Source organism: Myroides odoratimimus (genome assembly GCF_001485415.1).
Taxonomy (GTDB): Bacteria; Bacteroidota; Bacteroidia; order Flavobacteriales; family Flavobacteriaceae; genus Flavobacterium; species Flavobacterium odoratimimum.
In genome coordinates, this window is record NZ_BCMQ01000006.1 from 35,251 (window position 1) to 52,921 (window position 17,671).

General features: G+C 33.0%; 16 protein-coding genes and 1 riboswitch. Of the genes, 9 read left to right on the forward strand and 7 right to left on the reverse strand.

All coding sequences use genetic code 11. The features are described from left to right. Positions 1–28: 28 nt before the first annotated feature. The gene (locus MODO_RS07470) at positions 29–256 is read left to right on the forward strand and encodes a hypothetical protein (protein ID WP_006256959.1); all 228 of its coding nucleotides are present in this window, start codon (positions 29–31) and stop codon (positions 254–256) included. A gap of 117 nt (positions 257–373) precedes the next feature. Here MODO_RS07470 and MODO_RS07475 read toward each other — a convergent pair whose 3' ends face one another. From MODO_RS07475 to MODO_RS07495, 5 genes are all read right to left on the reverse strand, one after another. After that, positions 374–1,210 (reverse strand): hypothetical protein, encoded by an 837-nt coding sequence (locus tag MODO_RS07475; RefSeq protein WP_006256960.1) that lies wholly within the window; start codon positions 1,208–1,210, stop codon positions 374–376. A gap of 564 nt (positions 1,211–1,774) precedes the next feature. Further along, positions 1,775–2,029 carry a hypothetical protein gene (locus MODO_RS07480; RefSeq protein ID WP_006256961.1) on the reverse strand — a complete coding sequence of 85 codons (255 nt, stop codon included), beginning with the start codon at positions 2,027–2,029 and terminating at the stop codon, positions 1,775–1,777. A gap of 378 nt (positions 2,030–2,407) precedes the next feature. Beyond that, entirely contained in the window at positions 2,408–3,226 is an 819-nt protein-coding gene (locus MODO_RS07485) for a hypothetical protein (RefSeq protein WP_006256963.1), read from the reverse strand. Positions 3,227–4,038: 812 nt separating this feature from the next. Beyond that, complete coding sequence (locus MODO_RS07490) at positions 4,039–4,437, reverse strand: acyl-CoA thioesterase (RefSeq protein ID WP_006256964.1); 399 nt, start codon at positions 4,435–4,437, stop codon at positions 4,039–4,041. A 200-nt stretch (positions 4,438–4,637) separates the two neighbouring features. Continuing rightward, a riboswitch (cobalamin riboswitch) is annotated at positions 4,638–4,830 on the reverse strand. Positions 4,831–4,963: 133 nt separating this feature from the next. Continuing rightward, the gene (locus MODO_RS07495) at positions 4,964–6,457 is read right to left on the reverse strand and encodes a hypothetical protein (protein ID WP_006256965.1); all 1,494 of its coding nucleotides are present in this window, start codon (positions 6,455–6,457) and stop codon (positions 4,964–4,966) included. Between the two features lie 146 nt (positions 6,458–6,603). On the opposite strand from MODO_RS07495, the gene MODO_RS07500 reads away from it, so the two are divergent. Genes MODO_RS07500 through leuB form a run of 4 tightly spaced genes read left to right on the forward strand, consistent with a single transcriptional unit; the run spans position 6,604 to position 10,885 of the window. Beyond that, complete coding sequence (locus MODO_RS07500; RefSeq protein ID WP_006256966.1) at positions 6,604–7,779, forward strand: 2-isopropylmalate synthase; 1,176 nt, start codon at positions 6,604–6,606, stop codon at positions 7,777–7,779. A 13-nt stretch (positions 7,780–7,792) separates the two neighbouring features. Next, entirely contained in the window at positions 7,793–9,196 is a 1,404-nt protein-coding gene (leuC, locus tag MODO_RS07505; protein WP_006256967.1) for a 3-isopropylmalate dehydratase large subunit, read from the forward strand. Then, positions 9,180–9,764, forward strand: a complete 585-nt coding sequence (gene leuD, locus MODO_RS07510; RefSeq protein ID WP_006256968.1) for a 3-isopropylmalate dehydratase small subunit — start codon at positions 9,180–9,182, stop codon at positions 9,762–9,764. Before leuC ends, leuD begins: the two co-directional genes overlap by 17 nt. 2 nt (positions 9,765–9,766) lie before the next feature. Beyond that, positions 9,767–10,885, forward strand: coding sequence for a 3-isopropylmalate dehydrogenase (leuB, locus tag MODO_RS07515; protein WP_006256969.1), 1,119 nt, complete (start codon positions 9,767–9,769; stop codon positions 10,883–10,885). 31 nt (positions 10,886–10,916) lie between these two features. Here leuB and MODO_RS07520 read toward each other — a convergent pair whose 3' ends face one another. After that, a complete protein-coding gene (locus MODO_RS07520; RefSeq protein ID WP_006256970.1) occupies positions 10,917–11,141 on the reverse strand; it encodes a hypothetical protein in 225 nt (74 codons plus the stop codon). Positions 11,142–11,422: 281 nt separating this feature from the next. Here MODO_RS07520 and MODO_RS07525 point away from each other — a divergent pair, with 281 nt between their 5' ends. The 3 genes from MODO_RS07525 (at position 11,423) to carB (ending at position 15,673) form a co-directional block, all read left to right on the forward strand. After that, the gene (locus MODO_RS07525; RefSeq protein WP_006256971.1) at positions 11,423–12,346 is read left to right on the forward strand and encodes a beta-1,6-N-acetylglucosaminyltransferase; all 924 of its coding nucleotides are present in this window, start codon (positions 11,423–11,425) and stop codon (positions 12,344–12,346) included. A 165-nt stretch (positions 12,347–12,511) separates the two neighbouring features. Further along, entirely contained in the window at positions 12,512–12,673 is a 162-nt protein-coding gene (gene rpmH / locus MODO_RS07530; protein WP_006256972.1) for a 50S ribosomal protein L34, read from the forward strand. A 147-nt stretch (positions 12,674–12,820) separates the two neighbouring features. Then, positions 12,821–15,673 carry a carbamoyl-phosphate synthase large subunit gene (gene carB, locus MODO_RS07535; RefSeq protein WP_006256973.1) on the forward strand — a complete coding sequence of 951 codons (2,853 nt, stop codon included), beginning with the start codon at positions 12,821–12,823 and terminating at the stop codon, positions 15,671–15,673. A gap of 36 nt (positions 15,674–15,709) precedes the next feature. On the opposite strand, the gene MODO_RS07540 is transcribed toward carB, so the two are convergent. After that, positions 15,710–16,135, reverse strand: a complete 426-nt coding sequence (locus MODO_RS07540; RefSeq protein ID WP_006256974.1) for a hypothetical protein — start codon at positions 16,133–16,135, stop codon at positions 15,710–15,712. A 179-nt stretch (positions 16,136–16,314) separates the two neighbouring features. On the opposite strand from MODO_RS07540, the gene MODO_RS07545 reads away from it, so the two are divergent. Continuing rightward, positions 16,315–17,637 carry a DNA recombination protein RmuC gene (locus MODO_RS07545; protein WP_006256975.1) on the forward strand — a complete coding sequence of 441 codons (1,323 nt, stop codon included), beginning with the start codon at positions 16,315–16,317 and terminating at the stop codon, positions 17,635–17,637. Positions 17,638–17,671: the final 34 nt, after the last annotated feature.

The following is a 17,671-nucleotide window of genomic DNA, read 5'->3' on the forward strand; positions in this document are numbered from 1 at the left end:
GGTAATTAACACAAAAAACAAAATCATTATGAACAAATCTCATGCATTTTGGATCACGGCCATGATCCTTATCACGACCTCAGCCTTTGCAGATAGTCCCTCCATCAAGATATGGGGAGGTGGACTTACACTAGGTTCGCTTATCGCAGTATTCCTATCTTGGACGAGAAATAAATCTATTCTTTGGGCCATTGTCCATTTCTTTCTCGGATGGTTATATGTGATTTATTATTTCTTTAGCAACAACTCTAAATAGTATAAAAAATACGCTCTGATGACTAGTCATCAGAGCGTATTCATTTCTATCTCTTCCCTATTGAATGTTACACTCAATTAGTTTATATCGCCAATCATATTATACCAAGTTAATATCTTATCTTTTATTCACTGCTTTATTAAAAGTAATTGGAACAATCAAATTGCTATTATAGTAATTTCCATTAATATCTCTATTAAAATGATAATCTTCTAACTTTTCATTTTTTAAAGCATACATAATATCTGTCACTAATTCAGTATACATAGCATTATCTGAACTATAATTTCTAGGAAAATCTAATGCCAGATTCCACTTTTGAGCTTTATAATCAGATTCAATATTTACTAATATATAATTAGGCACAGAACCATTCTTAGTATAAATAGTATTAGTTATTTTTGCCTTCACTTTTTCAGATAAATCTATCATTTTATCCTTTGGAAACTTAAATCTAGTATATAACAAACAACCATCAGTATTAATAACTTTTCCATCTTTAGAATAGCATTTAATCACTTTTTCTTTATTTACAGTTGTAATCTCTTCTATCAATCCATCCAACAAAAATTGCTTAGTAACAAGTGTAGAACCCTTTTCTTTTTTATTAAGATAGGTTACAACCCTATCCATATAAAGAGTTTCTTCTTTAGTATTTAAATCTCTCTTATATATTTTTGATTTAAACTCATACTTATTATCAGCTAATACACTACCTGTATAGACCACTCTATTTGTCCAAGAACGAGTAGAATCAACCTCAAATCCACCGTTGAAATAGCGTGTAAAAGTTATATTCTCATTCTTTTTTAGAATACTCTTAATAATATCATTCCCCGTAAATTTCATTCGACTCTGTCTAAGGGCACTTCCGCCTGGTGTAGTCTGACTATAACCAAGTGAAGATATAACTATAGCTACAAATAATAGCGTTGATTTAAATAATACTTTCATTGAGGTTTGATTTAATATTTTACATATAAAATCAAAACTAGAAAGTCCACTCCGTATATCCTAGACATTATCTGACAAAAAAGATAAAACTTTAACTTATTATTAATATTTCATACAAAACTTACATTCTATCATTTAACACACTATAACTATCCATGGTGAGCTATAAATGTCAAAGGAATAGTATAGTTACGATTATAGAAATTACCATATAAATCTTTATTAAAGTGATACTCTTCTATTTTTAAACTATTTAGGGCATTAAGAATATTAATCACTAAACCCGAGTACAAATGATTACTCACTTTATAGTCTTCAGGAAAAGAAAATGTTACAAACCATTTCTTACTTAAATAATCAGCTTCTATATTCAGTAAGATGTAAGAAGGTATTTTTCCTTTAGAACTATACAGAAGATTCTGTATTCCCTGTTTTACATCTATAGATAAAGCCTCAAACTTATGTCCTGGAAATTTAGAATAACTATATAGCAGACATCCCTTATCGTTTAACTTAGCTCCATTTTTATCATAACAGCTAATGGTCTCCTTCCCTTTATCACTCTTATACTCTTCTACTAGCCCCCCCTTTTAAGAATTGCTTTCTTATGTAGACCTGTTTCTTTCCTTTCTTATCTAATAAAGTTCTTTTGCTTTCTTCCTCTTTAACTAATTTTCTTGTTTCTATATCAAGCTTATAAGTCTTAGTCATTAGTAAATACTGATTATCCTTTAGGCTTTTCCCTGTATACTTCACTACTCTGTCCCACGTAGATACAGAATCAACAGCATTAATACTGTTAAAGTATCTAGTAAACAATGTATCTTTCTCTTGCTTATTTAACTCTTTTACAATATCATATCCACTTAAAAGCTACCTATTAATTATAAGCGCATCAGAAGCTGGTCCCCCCTGACCATATCCTAATACTGAAATTAAAAAAAGTATTAACGCCGTTATTCTATTTAATTGCATTTGTCTCATTATCATATCTATTTCTTTATTCTATAATTTAATTACATATAACTATAAAAGTATTTTTCACCTACTTTATTGTATAAATACTTTCTATTTAAGATTACTCTTGTTCTAAACGACCTATCACCTAGATAACTATTACTATTCTCTTAGATCATTCCTTCTTCAAAACATTATATTTTCAATACTCTAGAGTTCTTTAATCTCTAACTATTCTTATCATCTAAAAGATAATGGGATAAACATAGTTCTATTATAATAATTACCATTAATATCTTTATCAAAATGATATTCTTCTAGTTTCTCATTATTTAACACATGTGCTATAGCAGCTACTAAACTAGTGTGCATATCAGAGCCTAACTTATACTCTTTAGGAAAGTCTAAAGCTAGATTCCAACGTTGGCTCTCATAATCTGCTTCAATAGCCAATATGATATAACGAGGTAGTCTACCTTTACTCTTACTTACTAGATTAGTTATTGTTTTTTGTAGATTGTTTTGAAACTTTTCTGTTTTTTCAACTGGGAAAGGTGTCTGAGAGTAGCGAAGGCATCCTGTTTCATTCAACACGTTCCCTTCCTTATCTATACATTTGACAACATATTGTTTATTCTGATGAACTACCTCTTCTACTAATCCATCCACTAGATATCTTTTATTCAATACATAAACAGCATCTGATTTATTCTTATGATATACCTTCTCACTTTCGGTATTTAGCTTTAGCTCATCCGAATTCTTTTCTTTAAGCCTACTCTGAGCAGACAGCTTATATTTATTATCGTCCAGTTTTTCTCCTGTATACTTTACTTCTTCTTTCCATAAACGCGTAGAGTCTACTAAGAAGCTGCTTAAATAATGTCTCGTAAAAACCGTATCTCTTCCTGATTTTAATAAATCTTGAATAACATCATTGGCACGATATACCTCAACACTATTATACTGCTTTACATTTCTTTTCTTTTTTTGACCATATACAGTCATAGTTGTAGTAGCTAATACCACTGTTAATACAATGTTTAACAATCCTTTCATGCGTGATGTTTATTGGTTTTTTACAAGTGAATCCAAAACTATAAAGTCCATTTCCAAAATCCTAGACATTATCTGACAGATTCACTATTTCTCAAATTTATTTTAACCTTATATCCAAGGAAAATACATGGTCAATAAAAGGACACTTCTTCGACTAACGACCTCTTTTACCCACTAAATACGGGTTATTGTCCACCAACTGTCGAAGGAATTGCAGTCAAACTACTGTTTATAAGGCTTTAAGGGGATATAAAGAAACTATTCATTCTACACAAAAAACAAACAAACCGCTATTAATCAACACATTAAACAAAATTAGTTACTAAAAAAAATGACATCTTTTTTTTCAAAAAGAACTAATTATAGGTCTTTACAGAGCTAATTATCAAAAAAAAGGAAGTATACTCTATAAAAACTCGTTATAAAAGGTCAATTTTTGAATCAAAAAGTAAAAAAATGAGTTTATTATTTTTAAGATTATACCTCTTATAAAAGGTTTATAAATGGAGTTAGATAGCTATAATGAAACCAATGTTTAGATCTCAAAGACTAGATTAAACCCAGAATAAGCGTTAGCCAAATACTACAAAGCAATTCTACTTCATATCTCTTTCATTAGCTCTAAAACCATACTATAGTATGCTTGTATCACTAATTCAGAGCTATTTTGTATAATTACTTTTCGTTTATCTGTCTATCACTGATTCTGGGTTAAAAGGAGTCAAAAAAAATGGGGATAAACACTAACCTGTCTATCCCCCTACCAAAAACTAAAAAATGTAAGATGCTTACAAAATTTACTTGTATAAAACCTAGTCTAATATAGATATCGGTTTGAAATTATCATCTAATGCTACGAGTGTAAATACTCCTGTCACTACTTGGATGCGTTCATCCTCTCTCATCTTCTCTCTGTACACATTGACACGGATGCGAATACTCGTATTACCGATAGACTCTACCTCGCCTACCATCTCTACTAATGAGCCTGCTGGTATCGGCTTGCTGAAGTCAATCTTATCACTGCTAACAATCACAAAGTTCTTTCTACAAAAACGCGTAGCAGTCATAAATGCTGTCTCTGTCATCATCATGATTACTCGTCCACCGAACATCGTGTTATGATGATTAGTAGTATCTGGAAATACTACCTTAAAGACACTTGTGATTGCCTTCGATTTGCGTTCTTCTATCTCTGCTTCTATTAACATAGTTATATTCGTTAATCCTACAGTATTCAGACAATACTATAGACTAGATAGAAATCTATCAAACTGCTATTCGAGAAAATGATTTGGAATTAAATGAAAAGATATAATGCGCTTATCCTAGATTATATAGACTATAATCTCATGGATTAAATAATAAACACATTCCAACTTGACATAAAGCTCTAAACCGCGAAAGCATAGTCTATAAACAGAATTAGGCAGGTCTCCTGACTTGTAACTATTTTTTATCGTCCTTCCCATTACTTAAGTAATAACAGTGGATCACTTGGATAAAAAATTAATGAGTTACTTACAGTTGCGCGACAGTTCGTGATTCTCACACGATTCCCTTTTCATATACAACTAAGTATAACCTATTTCTATGGAATTAATACTGTATTATTTTCTAATACTGTGGCGAAGATAGTAATTCTTTTGAAACATCCAACACATTTTAATCAAACAAAGCCACATAAACTAAGAAGTCTATGTGGCTTTTATCATTGCATAAGTCGATATATTTACACTAAGCTATTTTCTTCTTTGCCCAATTTAGGACATCTATATAGAGAATACTTCTCACATAAAATCTATTCGTATAGAGCTCTTCAGTTTCTTTTACAAATCGCTCTAACACAAGCTTCTGATCTTTAACCGATGCCCCTAATAGTCCTTCGAATAGACTCATAAAGGTATCGTGTATCTGTGTTTTATTTTTCATCTTTTTCATCAAGGCTCTATTGGCTTTAATAAAGTCTTCATAATGCTGATCTTTCCCAGACTCATACTGTGCCATTAGAGATAAAATACGGGTATGGAATAGTAAATCTTCCTGTACAGAGTAATCAGACTTATTGAGAATCCGTTCTGTATAGGCAAGAGAATCATCATATTTCTTGTATCCGAAATACAAAGAAGCTACTTTAAAATATAGAATATGGAAGTGATGCTCATCGATCATATTTCGATATTCATTAATACCACGCTGTAATTGCTTGACAAAAAGTAAACTGCCATTATAAGTCTGCTGTATAAACTCTATATTCAACTTATTACTAAACTGTAATAAGAATCGCTGAGAATCTATATTCATAGACTGAGGGAAACTCTCTAAAGCCAATTGTTCTTCTAACTTAGAATTCCAATAGATGTATTTATCCACTGATTTAAACAACAATAAAATTTTAAATAAATAAGAATTCCCTTTTAAATACCATATAGGATGACTCTGTATCATCTTAGGATGCTCATAGAATAGCGTTACCCATAGCTTAGCATATTTATAAGCGTTGTGATAATCTTGGATTAGAAAACATAACCACACATGTGCTTTAAAGTACCACAACTTCTCTCTAAAGTTAAGCACCTTCACATCTATATCTAAGAGCTGATCACTAAATCGGGTAATTAGTTCTTGCTTATCTTCCTCGCTCTTAGCATACCCTGAGGTAAGCATCTCGTTATAGAACTTCAGTGATAGATTAGATAACTTAGTCGCATAATAGTTCTGTATAATCAGGTCATTAGACTGTGCGATAAGCTCGTCTGCACGCCCCGTAATACTACGAGTGATATACTGAGATTCGATTACCTTTTCTAGTTCTATAATCTCTAGAGCCAGGCTCTTCTCCTCTACATCTAAAGCGATTTGTTTCGCCTTGTCTAATATCTTTAATCCTTGTTTATGTAATCCTTTTTGATACAAAATGGTTGCAAAATCTAATTGTTCACGTATCTGTATTCTTACATTTTTCTTACTAGGATTCATACGAAGGCTAGCCAAAATAGCTTTATACAGATTTGCTTTTAAGTTGGATAATTGTTGTTTACTCGTTATTTTTTGTTTGAGAATAACTTGCTCATCATACTCCTCCATCTTATCCATCGCATTAAATAGTGAGATGAATTTAGCATCAGCATTATTCTGCAACCTATTCACATATAAAGTAAATTGACGTTTCTCTGACCTTGTCAAAGATTTTATCAATATAAATAACCAGTCTTTCCCCCAATTTGACATTGTAATAAAAAATATTTTAACAAACTAAAAAACAACAACTTAGATATTGAAATTGGTTTTTTAACATTGTAGTTTTTGTTTTTTTGATAAAGTTAACAAAAAGCTTTTATACACTTTTGTCTAAAGTTATTTAAAAACATAAAAATATGAAAACTGAAAAGATTGAGATTTTTGACACCACATTAAGAGACGGAGAACAAGTACCTGGTTGTAAACTAGATAAACAACAAAAGTTAACTATTGCTCAGCAACTCGATGAATTAGGTGTTGATGTGATTGAGGCAGGTTTTCCTATTTCTAGTCCTGGTGACTTTGAAGCTGTTCAGGCGATTAGTAAAATCGTTAAAAACGCTAAAATATGTGCACTTACTCGTGCGAATACAAAAGATATAGATTCGGCAGCTAAAGCATTAGAGTTTGCACAAAAACCAAGAATACACACAGGTATCGGTACATCTGACTCACATATAAAATACAAGTTTAACTCAACACAAGAGGCCATTATAGATCGTGCTGCAGAAGCTGTAGCTTATGCTAAGAAGTATGTACACGACGTAGAGTTCTATGCAGAAGACGCTGGTAGAACTGATAATGCTTATCTAGCGAAAGTCTGTGAAGCAGTGATCCAAGCAGGGGTGACAGTGATCAATATCCCAGATACTACTGGATACTGTCTACCTACAGATTATGGAAACAAAATCAAGTACCTAAGAGATCATGTCAAAGGAATAGAAAACGTCATCTTATCATGTCATTGTCACAATGACTTAGGAATGGCTACTGCTAATTCTATCGCTGGAATAATCAATGGAGCTAGACAGATCGAGTGTACTATCAATGGTATAGGTGAACGCGCAGGTAATACTGCTCTAGAAGAAGTAGTCATGATCTTAAAACAACATGAAAATTTAGGCTTTCATACAGATATTAATACGACGATGTTAAACCACTTAAGTCAGTTGACTTCTTCTACGATGGGAATGGTAGTACAACCGAATAAGGCTATCGTAGGTGCGAATGCCTTTGCTCATAGTTCTGGTATTCATCAAGATGGAGTGATTAAACGAAGAGACACTTATGAGATTATTGACCCTAAAGATGTAGGTGTAGACGCTTCTTCTATCATTCTAACAGCGCGTAGTGGTAGATCTGCCTTAGCATATCGCTTCAAGAATATCGGATATGATGTCACTAAAACAGAACTAGATACTTTATACGAATATTTCTTAGGCGTAGCAGATACTAAAAAAGAAGTAACCGAAGTAGACTTATTTGCCATTATGAATATGTATACACAAAACCAGATTATTAAACACGCCTAAACAAACAAAGAAAATGAGTAAAACACCAAAAACATTATTTGACAAGGTATGGGATGCCCATGTCGTAGAAAGTATTGAGAACGGTCCGGATATATTATATATTGACAAACATCTAATTCATGAGGTAACAAGTCCACAAGCCTTTGATGAACTAAAGAAGAGAGAGATTCCTGTCTTTAGACCTCAACAAATCATCGCTACAGTGGATCACAATGTACCTACTCTAAATCAAGAATTACCAATAAAAGATCCTTTATCAAAACAGCAAGTAGAACAATTAGCAATTAACTGTAAGGAAAACAACATTACTTACTATGATTTAGGACACCCATACCAAGGAATAGTGCATATTATCGCACCCGAACTTGGTATTACTCAGCCAGGTATGAGTATGGTCTGTGGAGACAGTCATACTTCTACTCATGGCGCATTCGGAACTATAGCATTTGGTATCGGGACGAGCCAAGTAGCGCAAGTATTCGCTAGTCAATGTATCTTAATGAATAAACCAAAGACTATGCGTATCACTGTAAGTGGTAAGCTTAATGCTCATGTACAACCAAAAGATGTGATCTTATATATCATCTCTCAGGTAGGAACAGATGCGGGTACGGGATACTTCTGTGAATATGCTGGTAACGTATTTGAAGAGATGAGTATGGAAGGGAGAATGACGGTCTGCAATATGAGTATAGAGATGGGAGCTCGTGGAGGAATGATAGCTCCTGACAAAACTACTTTTGACTATGTAAAAAATAAAACCTTTGCTCCTCAAGGAGAAGAGTGGAATCAAAAAGTAGCGTATTGGTCAACGTTACCAACAGATAAGGATGCGAAATTTGACTGTGAATATCACTTCAATGCTGAGGATATCAAGCCGATGATTACTTATGGTACTAACCCAAGTATGGGAATAGACATAGATACGTTCATTCCATTCAATAAAAATGAATCAGAAGAGAAAGCTCTTAATTATATGGGATTATTACCTGGTCAGGCTATTGATACGATACCGATTAAACACGTTTTTATAGGTAGTTGTACGAATGCGAGAATAGAAGACTTTAGGGTAGCTGCTTCTTATATTAAAGGAAAGCAAATCTCTAAAGACATCAATGCTCTAATAGTACCTGGTTCACAAAAAGTAGTCGCTCAGATAAAAGAGGAAGGACTAGACACAGTGTTCCAAGAAGCTGGTTTTATAATTAGACAACCAGGCTGTTCTGCTTGTCTAGCGATGAATGAAGACAAGATACCATCAGGCGAATTCTGTGTTTCTACTTCAAATAGAAACTTCGAAGGAAGACAAGGACAAGGAGCTCGTACCTTATTAGCAAGCCCATTAACAGCAGCTATCGTAGCTGTAGAAGGAAAGATTACTTACTCTAAAATGAATGAATATGCAAGCCTTAACTAAGATAACATCTACCGCTACTCCATTAGCTATAGAGAATATAGATACAGATCAGATCATACCTGCTCGTTTCTTAAAAAGTATAAACAGAGAAGGCTTCGGTGATAATCTATTTAGAGACTGGAGATATAACAATGATGGTAGTGAGAAAAAAGACTTCTCTCTAAACAACCCTAAATACGCTGGTGAAATATTAATCGCTGGTAATAATTTTGGGTGTGGAAGTAGTAGAGAACACGCAGCATGGGCTTTATCTGATTATGGTTTTAAAGTGATTGTGAGTAGTTACTTTGCAGATATCTTTAAAACGAATGCTTTAAACAATGGTGTACTTCCTATTATGGTAAGTAAGGAGTATCTCTCTTACTTATTTAATGAAGTACAAAATAACCCTAATGTAGAGATAGATGTGGATGTGGAACAACAGTCTATTACAGTCAATAATCAAAAAGAGCACTATGAACTAGATCCGTATAAAAAGATCTGTTTGCTAAATGGATATGACGACATAGACTTCTTAATTGCTAAAAAGGATGCAATAAAATCCTTTGAACAAACTAAATCGTACTAGACATGATGAACAAATACAATATAGCGGTATTATCGGGAGACGGTATAGGCCCTGAGGTAATCCACGAGACAATAAAAGTATTAAACGCAGCGGCACAGACCTATGTGTTCCAATTACAATATCACGAAGCATTAATCGGAGCTATTGCTATAGACGAAACAAACAATCCTTTGCCACAGGAAACATTAGCTAAATGCAAGGCTTCGGATGCTGTGCTTTTTGGCGCGATTGGGGATCCTAAATACGATAATGATCCGTCTGCGAAGATACGCCCTGAGCAAGGGTTACTTGCTCTTAGAAAAGAATTAGGCCTTTATGCTAATGTACGCCCTGTAAAAGCGTATCATAAGCTGATCAATAAAAGCCCTTTAAAAGAAAGCATCATTCAGGGAACTGATATGGTAATTTATAGAGAATTAATTAGCGGTATCTACTTCGGAGACAAAAGTACTTCTGCTGACGGCAAGTCAGCAGTAGATATCTGTTCATATCATCAAGAAGAAATAGAAAGCATCGCTCGTCTAGCTTTTAAAACAGCGAAACAACGTAATAATAAAGTGACACTTATAGATAAAGCAAACGTATTAGAAACTTCTAGGCTGTGGAGAAAAGTAGTGAAGACTATTGCTATGGAGTTCCCAGAAGTTGAACTAGACTTTATGTTTGTAGATAACGCGGCTATGCAATTAATCTTAAACCCAAAACAGTTTGACGTTATTCTAACAGAAAATATGTTTGGAGACATTATTTCTGATGAAGCTAGTGTTATCGGTGGCTCTATTGGATTATTGCCTTCTGCATCTATCGGAGAAGAAAGCGCTTTATTCGAGCCTATTCACGGTTCTTATCCACAGGCAAAAGGACTAGGAATCGCTAATCCTATTGCTTCCATATTAAGTGGAGCTATGATGCTAGAACATTTAGGCGAACACGAAGCTGCTGAAGCTATAGAGGATGCAGTACTACACTGTATCAATGCAGGAGTATTAACTACTGACTTAGACAAGACTTCTAAATTTATTACATCTGATATCGGTGACTATATCTGTAACCATATTCGATACAGAACAGGATATCGATATCAAGATAATATCCCGTATCACAAATCAACGATTATATAAACAGAAAAGAGCTCCTTAATGGAGCTCTTTATTATTTTGTTCTGCTCATTTGATGAGCTTGTATATCTTCGTATATCTTTACCGTCTGCATAGTGGTAAAAGCTTTCATCTTATTCAGCATATACTGTCCATGTTCTCCCATTTCTGGTTGTACTTTCGGCTTTCGCTTATCACTTCCTACCCAAGTATAATAATATGTTTTATCATTCTCAATCGCCACTATCCCCCACAGAGTCAACCATATAACTATAGTCATTTAGACCGAATCTATAAGACTTAGTATTACAAAACAGATTATCTCCTGTATATTTATAATTCGCATCAGATAAAATATAATTATTATATTATCATAAAAGATATTTTATTTCAAAACTATACTATATTTGTTTTAGTTTAAAAAAGTATAATTAAGTAAAATCTTTTGTCTTCATTATTATTTCTAATCAAAAACGAAAGATAAGTTAACTCTCTTCAATAACAGCTTCATATTGATTTCATTTACTTCAATATGAAGTTATAATTTTTTATTGTTTCAATATGAAAATATATTATTTAGTACAAGCTCATACAAATCCATCACAGTTAAAACGTATGATAAGTCAATTGACAGATGATCAAGTTTTTTTTCTAATTCACATTGATTCTAAAACTTCTATCGATATATTTAAAGAAATTAGTTATAAAAAAAACATACATTTCATAGAGAACAGAGTTAACTGTATTTGGGGAGATTTTTCACAAGTTCAAGCAACACTTAATCTAATACAAAATTTAAAACTATTTCCTGTACAACCAGAAGATAGAATAGTCTTAATTAGTGGACAAGATTACCCCCTAAAAAACGCAAAAGAGATTACAAAATTTTACTCTGAGAATATATCAAAAGATTTCATTGAATTTTTTGTAGCTAAAGAAAAACATTACCGCCCTTACTTAAACTTCAAAGGTTACAAAGTTAACAGAAGTGATAAAAGAGGTGATTATGTAATTTTTAAAAAACATAACTTTACAGGTATATACAAATCACTACTTAAAAGGTGCTTTAAATTTAAATACTTAAAGTATTTTTTTACAGAAAAAAAACTCAATCCATCTATAACGTTTTACAAAGGCTCTCAATGGTGGTCATTGAGATATGATACATTGCAAAAAATAGTAGATTTATACAATTCTAATTATGATGAATTTTATAATTTCTTTAAAGTATCGTTTTGTTCTGATGAATATTTTTTTCAAACTCTATTAGTACAAGTTATGAAAGATGATATCGATATTAAAGTCGAATCTTTACTAACATATATAGATTGGGATAGAACGAATGTTCCTCTACCAGTTACTTTTACAATCGAAGATAAGGAGTTTTTAAAAACAGCTTCAGACAATTTTCTTTATGCAAGAAAATTCGATACTACAAAAGATAAAGAAATATTAGATTGGATAGATTTGAAGTTGTTAAAGTAGAAAACAATCACTTAAAAAATCTAATCATGAAAAGAATGAAAATATTTTTCAAAAACGTTTTGTAAGAGTAAAAAGACTTTTATATATTTGCACTCGGTTTTTAAGCAACAGCTAATTCAAATAAACCAGTTAGATTAGTAAAATTAAGATTTAAAGATAAAAGCAATGAGCAAAAGAACGTTTCAACCATCGAATAGAAAAAGAAGAAACAAACATGGTTTCATGGATAGAATGTCTACTCCTAACGGTAGAAAAGTATTAGCTGCTAGAAGAGCTAAAGGAAGACATAAATTGACTGTTTCTTGTGAAACAAGACATAAAAAATAATGTTTGATTCAAACATAAATAAAGGTGTTACTATTATTCGTAACGCCTTTTTTTATACTTTGTCGTAAAACATACCATCTATCACACACAACAACACTAAACTTACTTCACTCACAACGAAGTATTTAACATAACAACACAATTAAAATGCCCAAAGACAATTCTATCAAAACTGTATTAATCATTGGTTCTGGACCAATCATTATCGGACAGGCTTGTGAATTCGATTACTCAGGTTCACAATCAGCAAGATCTTTAAGAGAAGAAGGAATTAAAGTTATTTTGATTAACTCTAATCCTGCGACAATTATGACTGACCCATCTATGGCAGATCATATTTACTTAAAACCACTGACAGCAAGATCTATTATTGAGATTCTTGTAGCTCATCCTGAGATTGATGCTGTATTACCTACTATGGGTGGTCAGACAGCACTAAACTTATGTTTAGAATGCGATGAGAAAGGTATATGGGCAGACTTCGGAGTTCGCCTAATCGGTGTTGATATCAACGCTATTAACATCACTGAAGATCGTGAGCAGTTCAAACAACTTCTAGAAAAAATAGATGTTCCTGCAGCTCCTGCAAGTACAGCTACCTCATTCTTAGAAGGAAAAGAGATCGCTCAAAAATTTGGTTTCCCATTAGTTATTCGTCCTTCATTTACCTTAGGAGGTACTGGAGCAGCTTTCGTTCACAAAGAAGAAGACTTCGACGATTTATTAACTTATGGATTAGAAGCTTCTCCTATCCACGAAGTTTTAATTGACAAAGCTTTATTGGGATGGAAAGAATACGAATTAGAATTATTACGCGACAAAAATGATAACGTAGTAATCATCTGTACTATCGAGAATATGGACCCTATGGGTATCCACACAGGAGATAGTATCACAGTAGCTCCTGCTATGACATTATCAGATAGAACATTCCAGAGAATGCGTGATCTATCGATCAAGATGATGCGTAGTATCGGTAACTTCGCTGGAGGATGTAACGTACAGTTCGCTGTATCACCAGACGAAAAAGAAGATATCGTAGCTATTGAGATCAACCCTCGTGTATCTCGTTCTTCTGCATTAGCTTCTAAAGCGACTGGTTACCCTATCGCTAAGATTGCAACTAAACTTGCATTAGGATATACACTTGATGAATTACAAAACCAAATTACTAAATCTACATCTGCTTTATTCGAGCCGACTTTAGACTATGTAATCGTTAAAATACCTCGTTGGAACTTTGACAAATTTGAAGGCGCTGATAGAACATTAGGTCTTCAAATGAAATCTGTAGGTGAGGTTATGGGTATCGGACGTTCATTCCAAGAAGCTTTACACAAAGCAACTCAATCATTAGAGATTAAACGTAATGGTCTAGGAGCTGACGGTAAAGGATACACTAACTATGATCAAATTATCGATAAACTTACTCACGCAAGTTGGGATAGAGTTTTCGTAATCTATGATGCAATCCAACACGGTATTCCATTAAGTAGAATACACGAAATCACTAAAATCGACATGTGGTTCTTAAAACAATACGAAGAACTATATATGTTAGAAAAAGAGATTTCTAAATATACACTTGAAACTCTACCTAAAGATTTATTACTAGAAGCAAAACAAAAAGGTTTTGCCGATAGACAAATCGCTCATATGCTAAATACACTTGAGAGTAAAGTACACGACTTACGTGATACAATGAACATTCAACGTGTGTTTAAATTAGTAGATACTTGTGCTGCAGAATTCCCTGCTAAGACTCCTTACTACTACTCTACGTTCGAGGCTGAAATCGAAAGACCTGACGGTACACGTTATGTCTCTAACGAAAGTATCGTAACAGATAAGAAAAAGGTAGTGGTACTAGGTTCAGGACCTAACCGTATCGGTCAAGGTATTGAATTCGATTACTCTTGTGTACATGGAGTATTAGCTGCTGAAGAGTGTGGTTATGAAACGATTATGATTAACTGTAATCCAGAGACAGTATCTACTGACTTTGATACAGCGAACAAATTATACTTCGAACCAGTATTCTGGGAACATATTTATGACATCATCCAACACGAAAAACCAGAAGGAGTAATCGTACAGTTAGGTGGTCAAACAGCGCTGAAACTAGCTGAAAAACTAGAGAAGAATGGTATTAAGATCTTAGGAACTAGCTTTGACGCATTAGACTTAGCAGAAGACAGAGGGCGTTTTTCTGAATTATTAGAGCAATTAGACATCCCATTCCCTCAATTCGGTGTTGCTAAAACAGCTGAACAAGCTAATAAATTAGCAGATCAATTAGACTTCCCTCTATTAGTAAGACCTTCTTATGTATTAGGAGGACAAGGAATGAAGATCGTTATCAACAAAAAAGAATTAGAGGAGCACGTAATCGAATTACTGAACTCTATTCCTGGTAACTCATTATTACTTGACCACTATCTAGCAGGAGCTATTGAGGCTGAAGCAGATGCTATCTGTGACGGTGAGAATGTACACATCATCGGTATTATGGAGCATATAGAACCATGTGGAGTTCACTCTGGTGATAGCCACGCTATGTTACCTCCATTTAACTTAGGTGAATATGTGTTAAACCAAATTAAAGACCACACAAGAAAAATTGCTGTAGCTTTAAAAACAGTTGGTTTAATCAACATTCAGTTCGCTATCAAAGATGATATTGTATATATCATCGAAGCTAACCCTAGAGCATCTAGAACAGTTCCATTCATCGCTAAAGCGTATGGAGAACCTTATGTAAACTACGCTACTAAGGTAATGCTAGGACACAACAAGGTAACTGATTTTGACTTTAATCCACAATTAAACGGATACGCAATCAAAACTCCAGTATTCTCTTTCAACAAGTTCAAAAATGTAAATAAAGCATTAGGACCTGAAATGAAATCTACAGGAGAAAGTATCTTGTTTATCGAAAACTTAAGAGACGATCAATTCTATGAAATCTATTCTCGTAGAAAAATGTACTTAAGTAGATAATACTAAAAAAGCCCACTTTTATCAAGTGGGCTTTTTTTATTTATTTCTAGAGTATCCTTCTCTTTTATCTACTCTACTATTATAATATTTATAATAAATACCGCCTGCACATACCTCATACTCTCCAAATTCTATAGAGTCATAAGCTGAAATTATAAAAATAGAGCTAAGTAATACATTTCGATCTTTCATCACAAACTTCTTAAGGCTTGTCATAGCTTCAGGGCTCATAAAAACATTCCCATCTGCGATAGATTGTGTTTCATCCACTTGTGTAAAATTACAAGCAATATATCCATCCATCTGAGTTAGTTTTTCTTTTAAATCTCTTTTCTTTTTATTCTTTGCTTCTTGCTTAATATCACTCTGTATAAGTGTATCATTAACAGGAATAGAGACAAAAGAATTAGCAAATAAACTTGAGGCCATAAGTAATAACCATACACATAAAAAGTTTCTCATAATAAATATCTTTAAAATTATAGTCTAATATTAAAGATATAACATTTAAGAATACAAAAACCTAAATTACAAACATTTATATCCATAATATAGTTTTGCTAAAATCCATAGCAATACTACACTCTGTTATACAGACATTATTTACTACTTTTGACTATCTAACTTCATTGTCAAAAATCATGTCACAAGAAATATTAATTGGCTTATTAGCTATTCTAATTATCGTTGCTTTTTTCATTGGTAAATCAGGTAAAAAAGAAACTACCTCATCTGGAGATCTTATTAGACTACAAGCAGACAGCGACTTTAAAGATAAACTGATAGATCAGCTCAAAAGTGAAAAGAAAACAATAGAAGAAAACTTAGAAATTATCCGATTAGATAATCAGGAACTAATAGCACGTATATCTATTCGCGATACAGAATACATTAATTTACAAGAACGATTAGAATCACAACAACAAGAGACTACTAATCTTCAAGAGAAGTTCACAAAAGAATTTGAGAACCTCGCTAATCGAATATTAGAAGAGAAAAGTGATAAGTTCACTAAACAGAATAAAGCTAGCTTAGAAACGCTATTATCACCTCTACAGGAGAAAATACTTCACTTCGAACAAAAAGTAGAACAAACACATAAAGAAAGCATTGACCATCATGCTGCATTGCGTCAACAGATATTTGGGTTACAACAGCTAAACCAAAAGATGAGTCAAGAAACTCTTAATCTAACAAAGGCTTTAAAAGGAGATAATAAAATGCAAGGAAACTGGGGAGAGATGATTCTAGAAAGTGTACTTGAAAAATCTGGTTTAGAAAAAGGTAGAGAATATGAAACTCAACAAAGCTACACTTCTGAAGAAGGTAATAGACTACAACCCGATGTTGTAATCTACTTACCTGACAATAGACATATGGTAGTTGACTCTAAAGTATCCTTAGTTGCTTATGAACAGTATATCAATACTGTAGATATCGAAGAACAAAAACGCTATCTACAAGAGCACTTAATTTCTTTAAAAAGACATATAGAAGGATTGTCTGAAAAGAATTACCACGAACTATACAGAGGTACAAGTCCTGATTTTGTATTGCTATTTATCCCTATAGAGACAGCCTTCTCTATAGCAATTAACGCAGATAATACACTATACACTAAAGCTTTTGAAAAAAACATCGTCATAGTAACCCCTTCTACTCTATTAGCAACATTACGCACAATAGAAACAATGTGGAGCCAGCGCAAGCAACAAGAAAACGCTTATGAAATAGCTAGACAAGCAGGCTTGCTATATGATAAATTTGTTGGACTAGTTACAGACTTACAAAAAGTAGGAAAGAAGATAGATGAATCAAGAAATGAATATGACAATGCCTTCAATAAATTAAGCGAAGGAAAAGGAAACTTAATAACTTCTGTGCAAAAATTAAAAGACATGGGCGCCAAGGCTAAGAAAAGCTTAGATTCACAAATTTTAGACAATGCTATTGATAACCTTTAATTTAAATAGATAAAATATTAAGAGAAGTTTATTT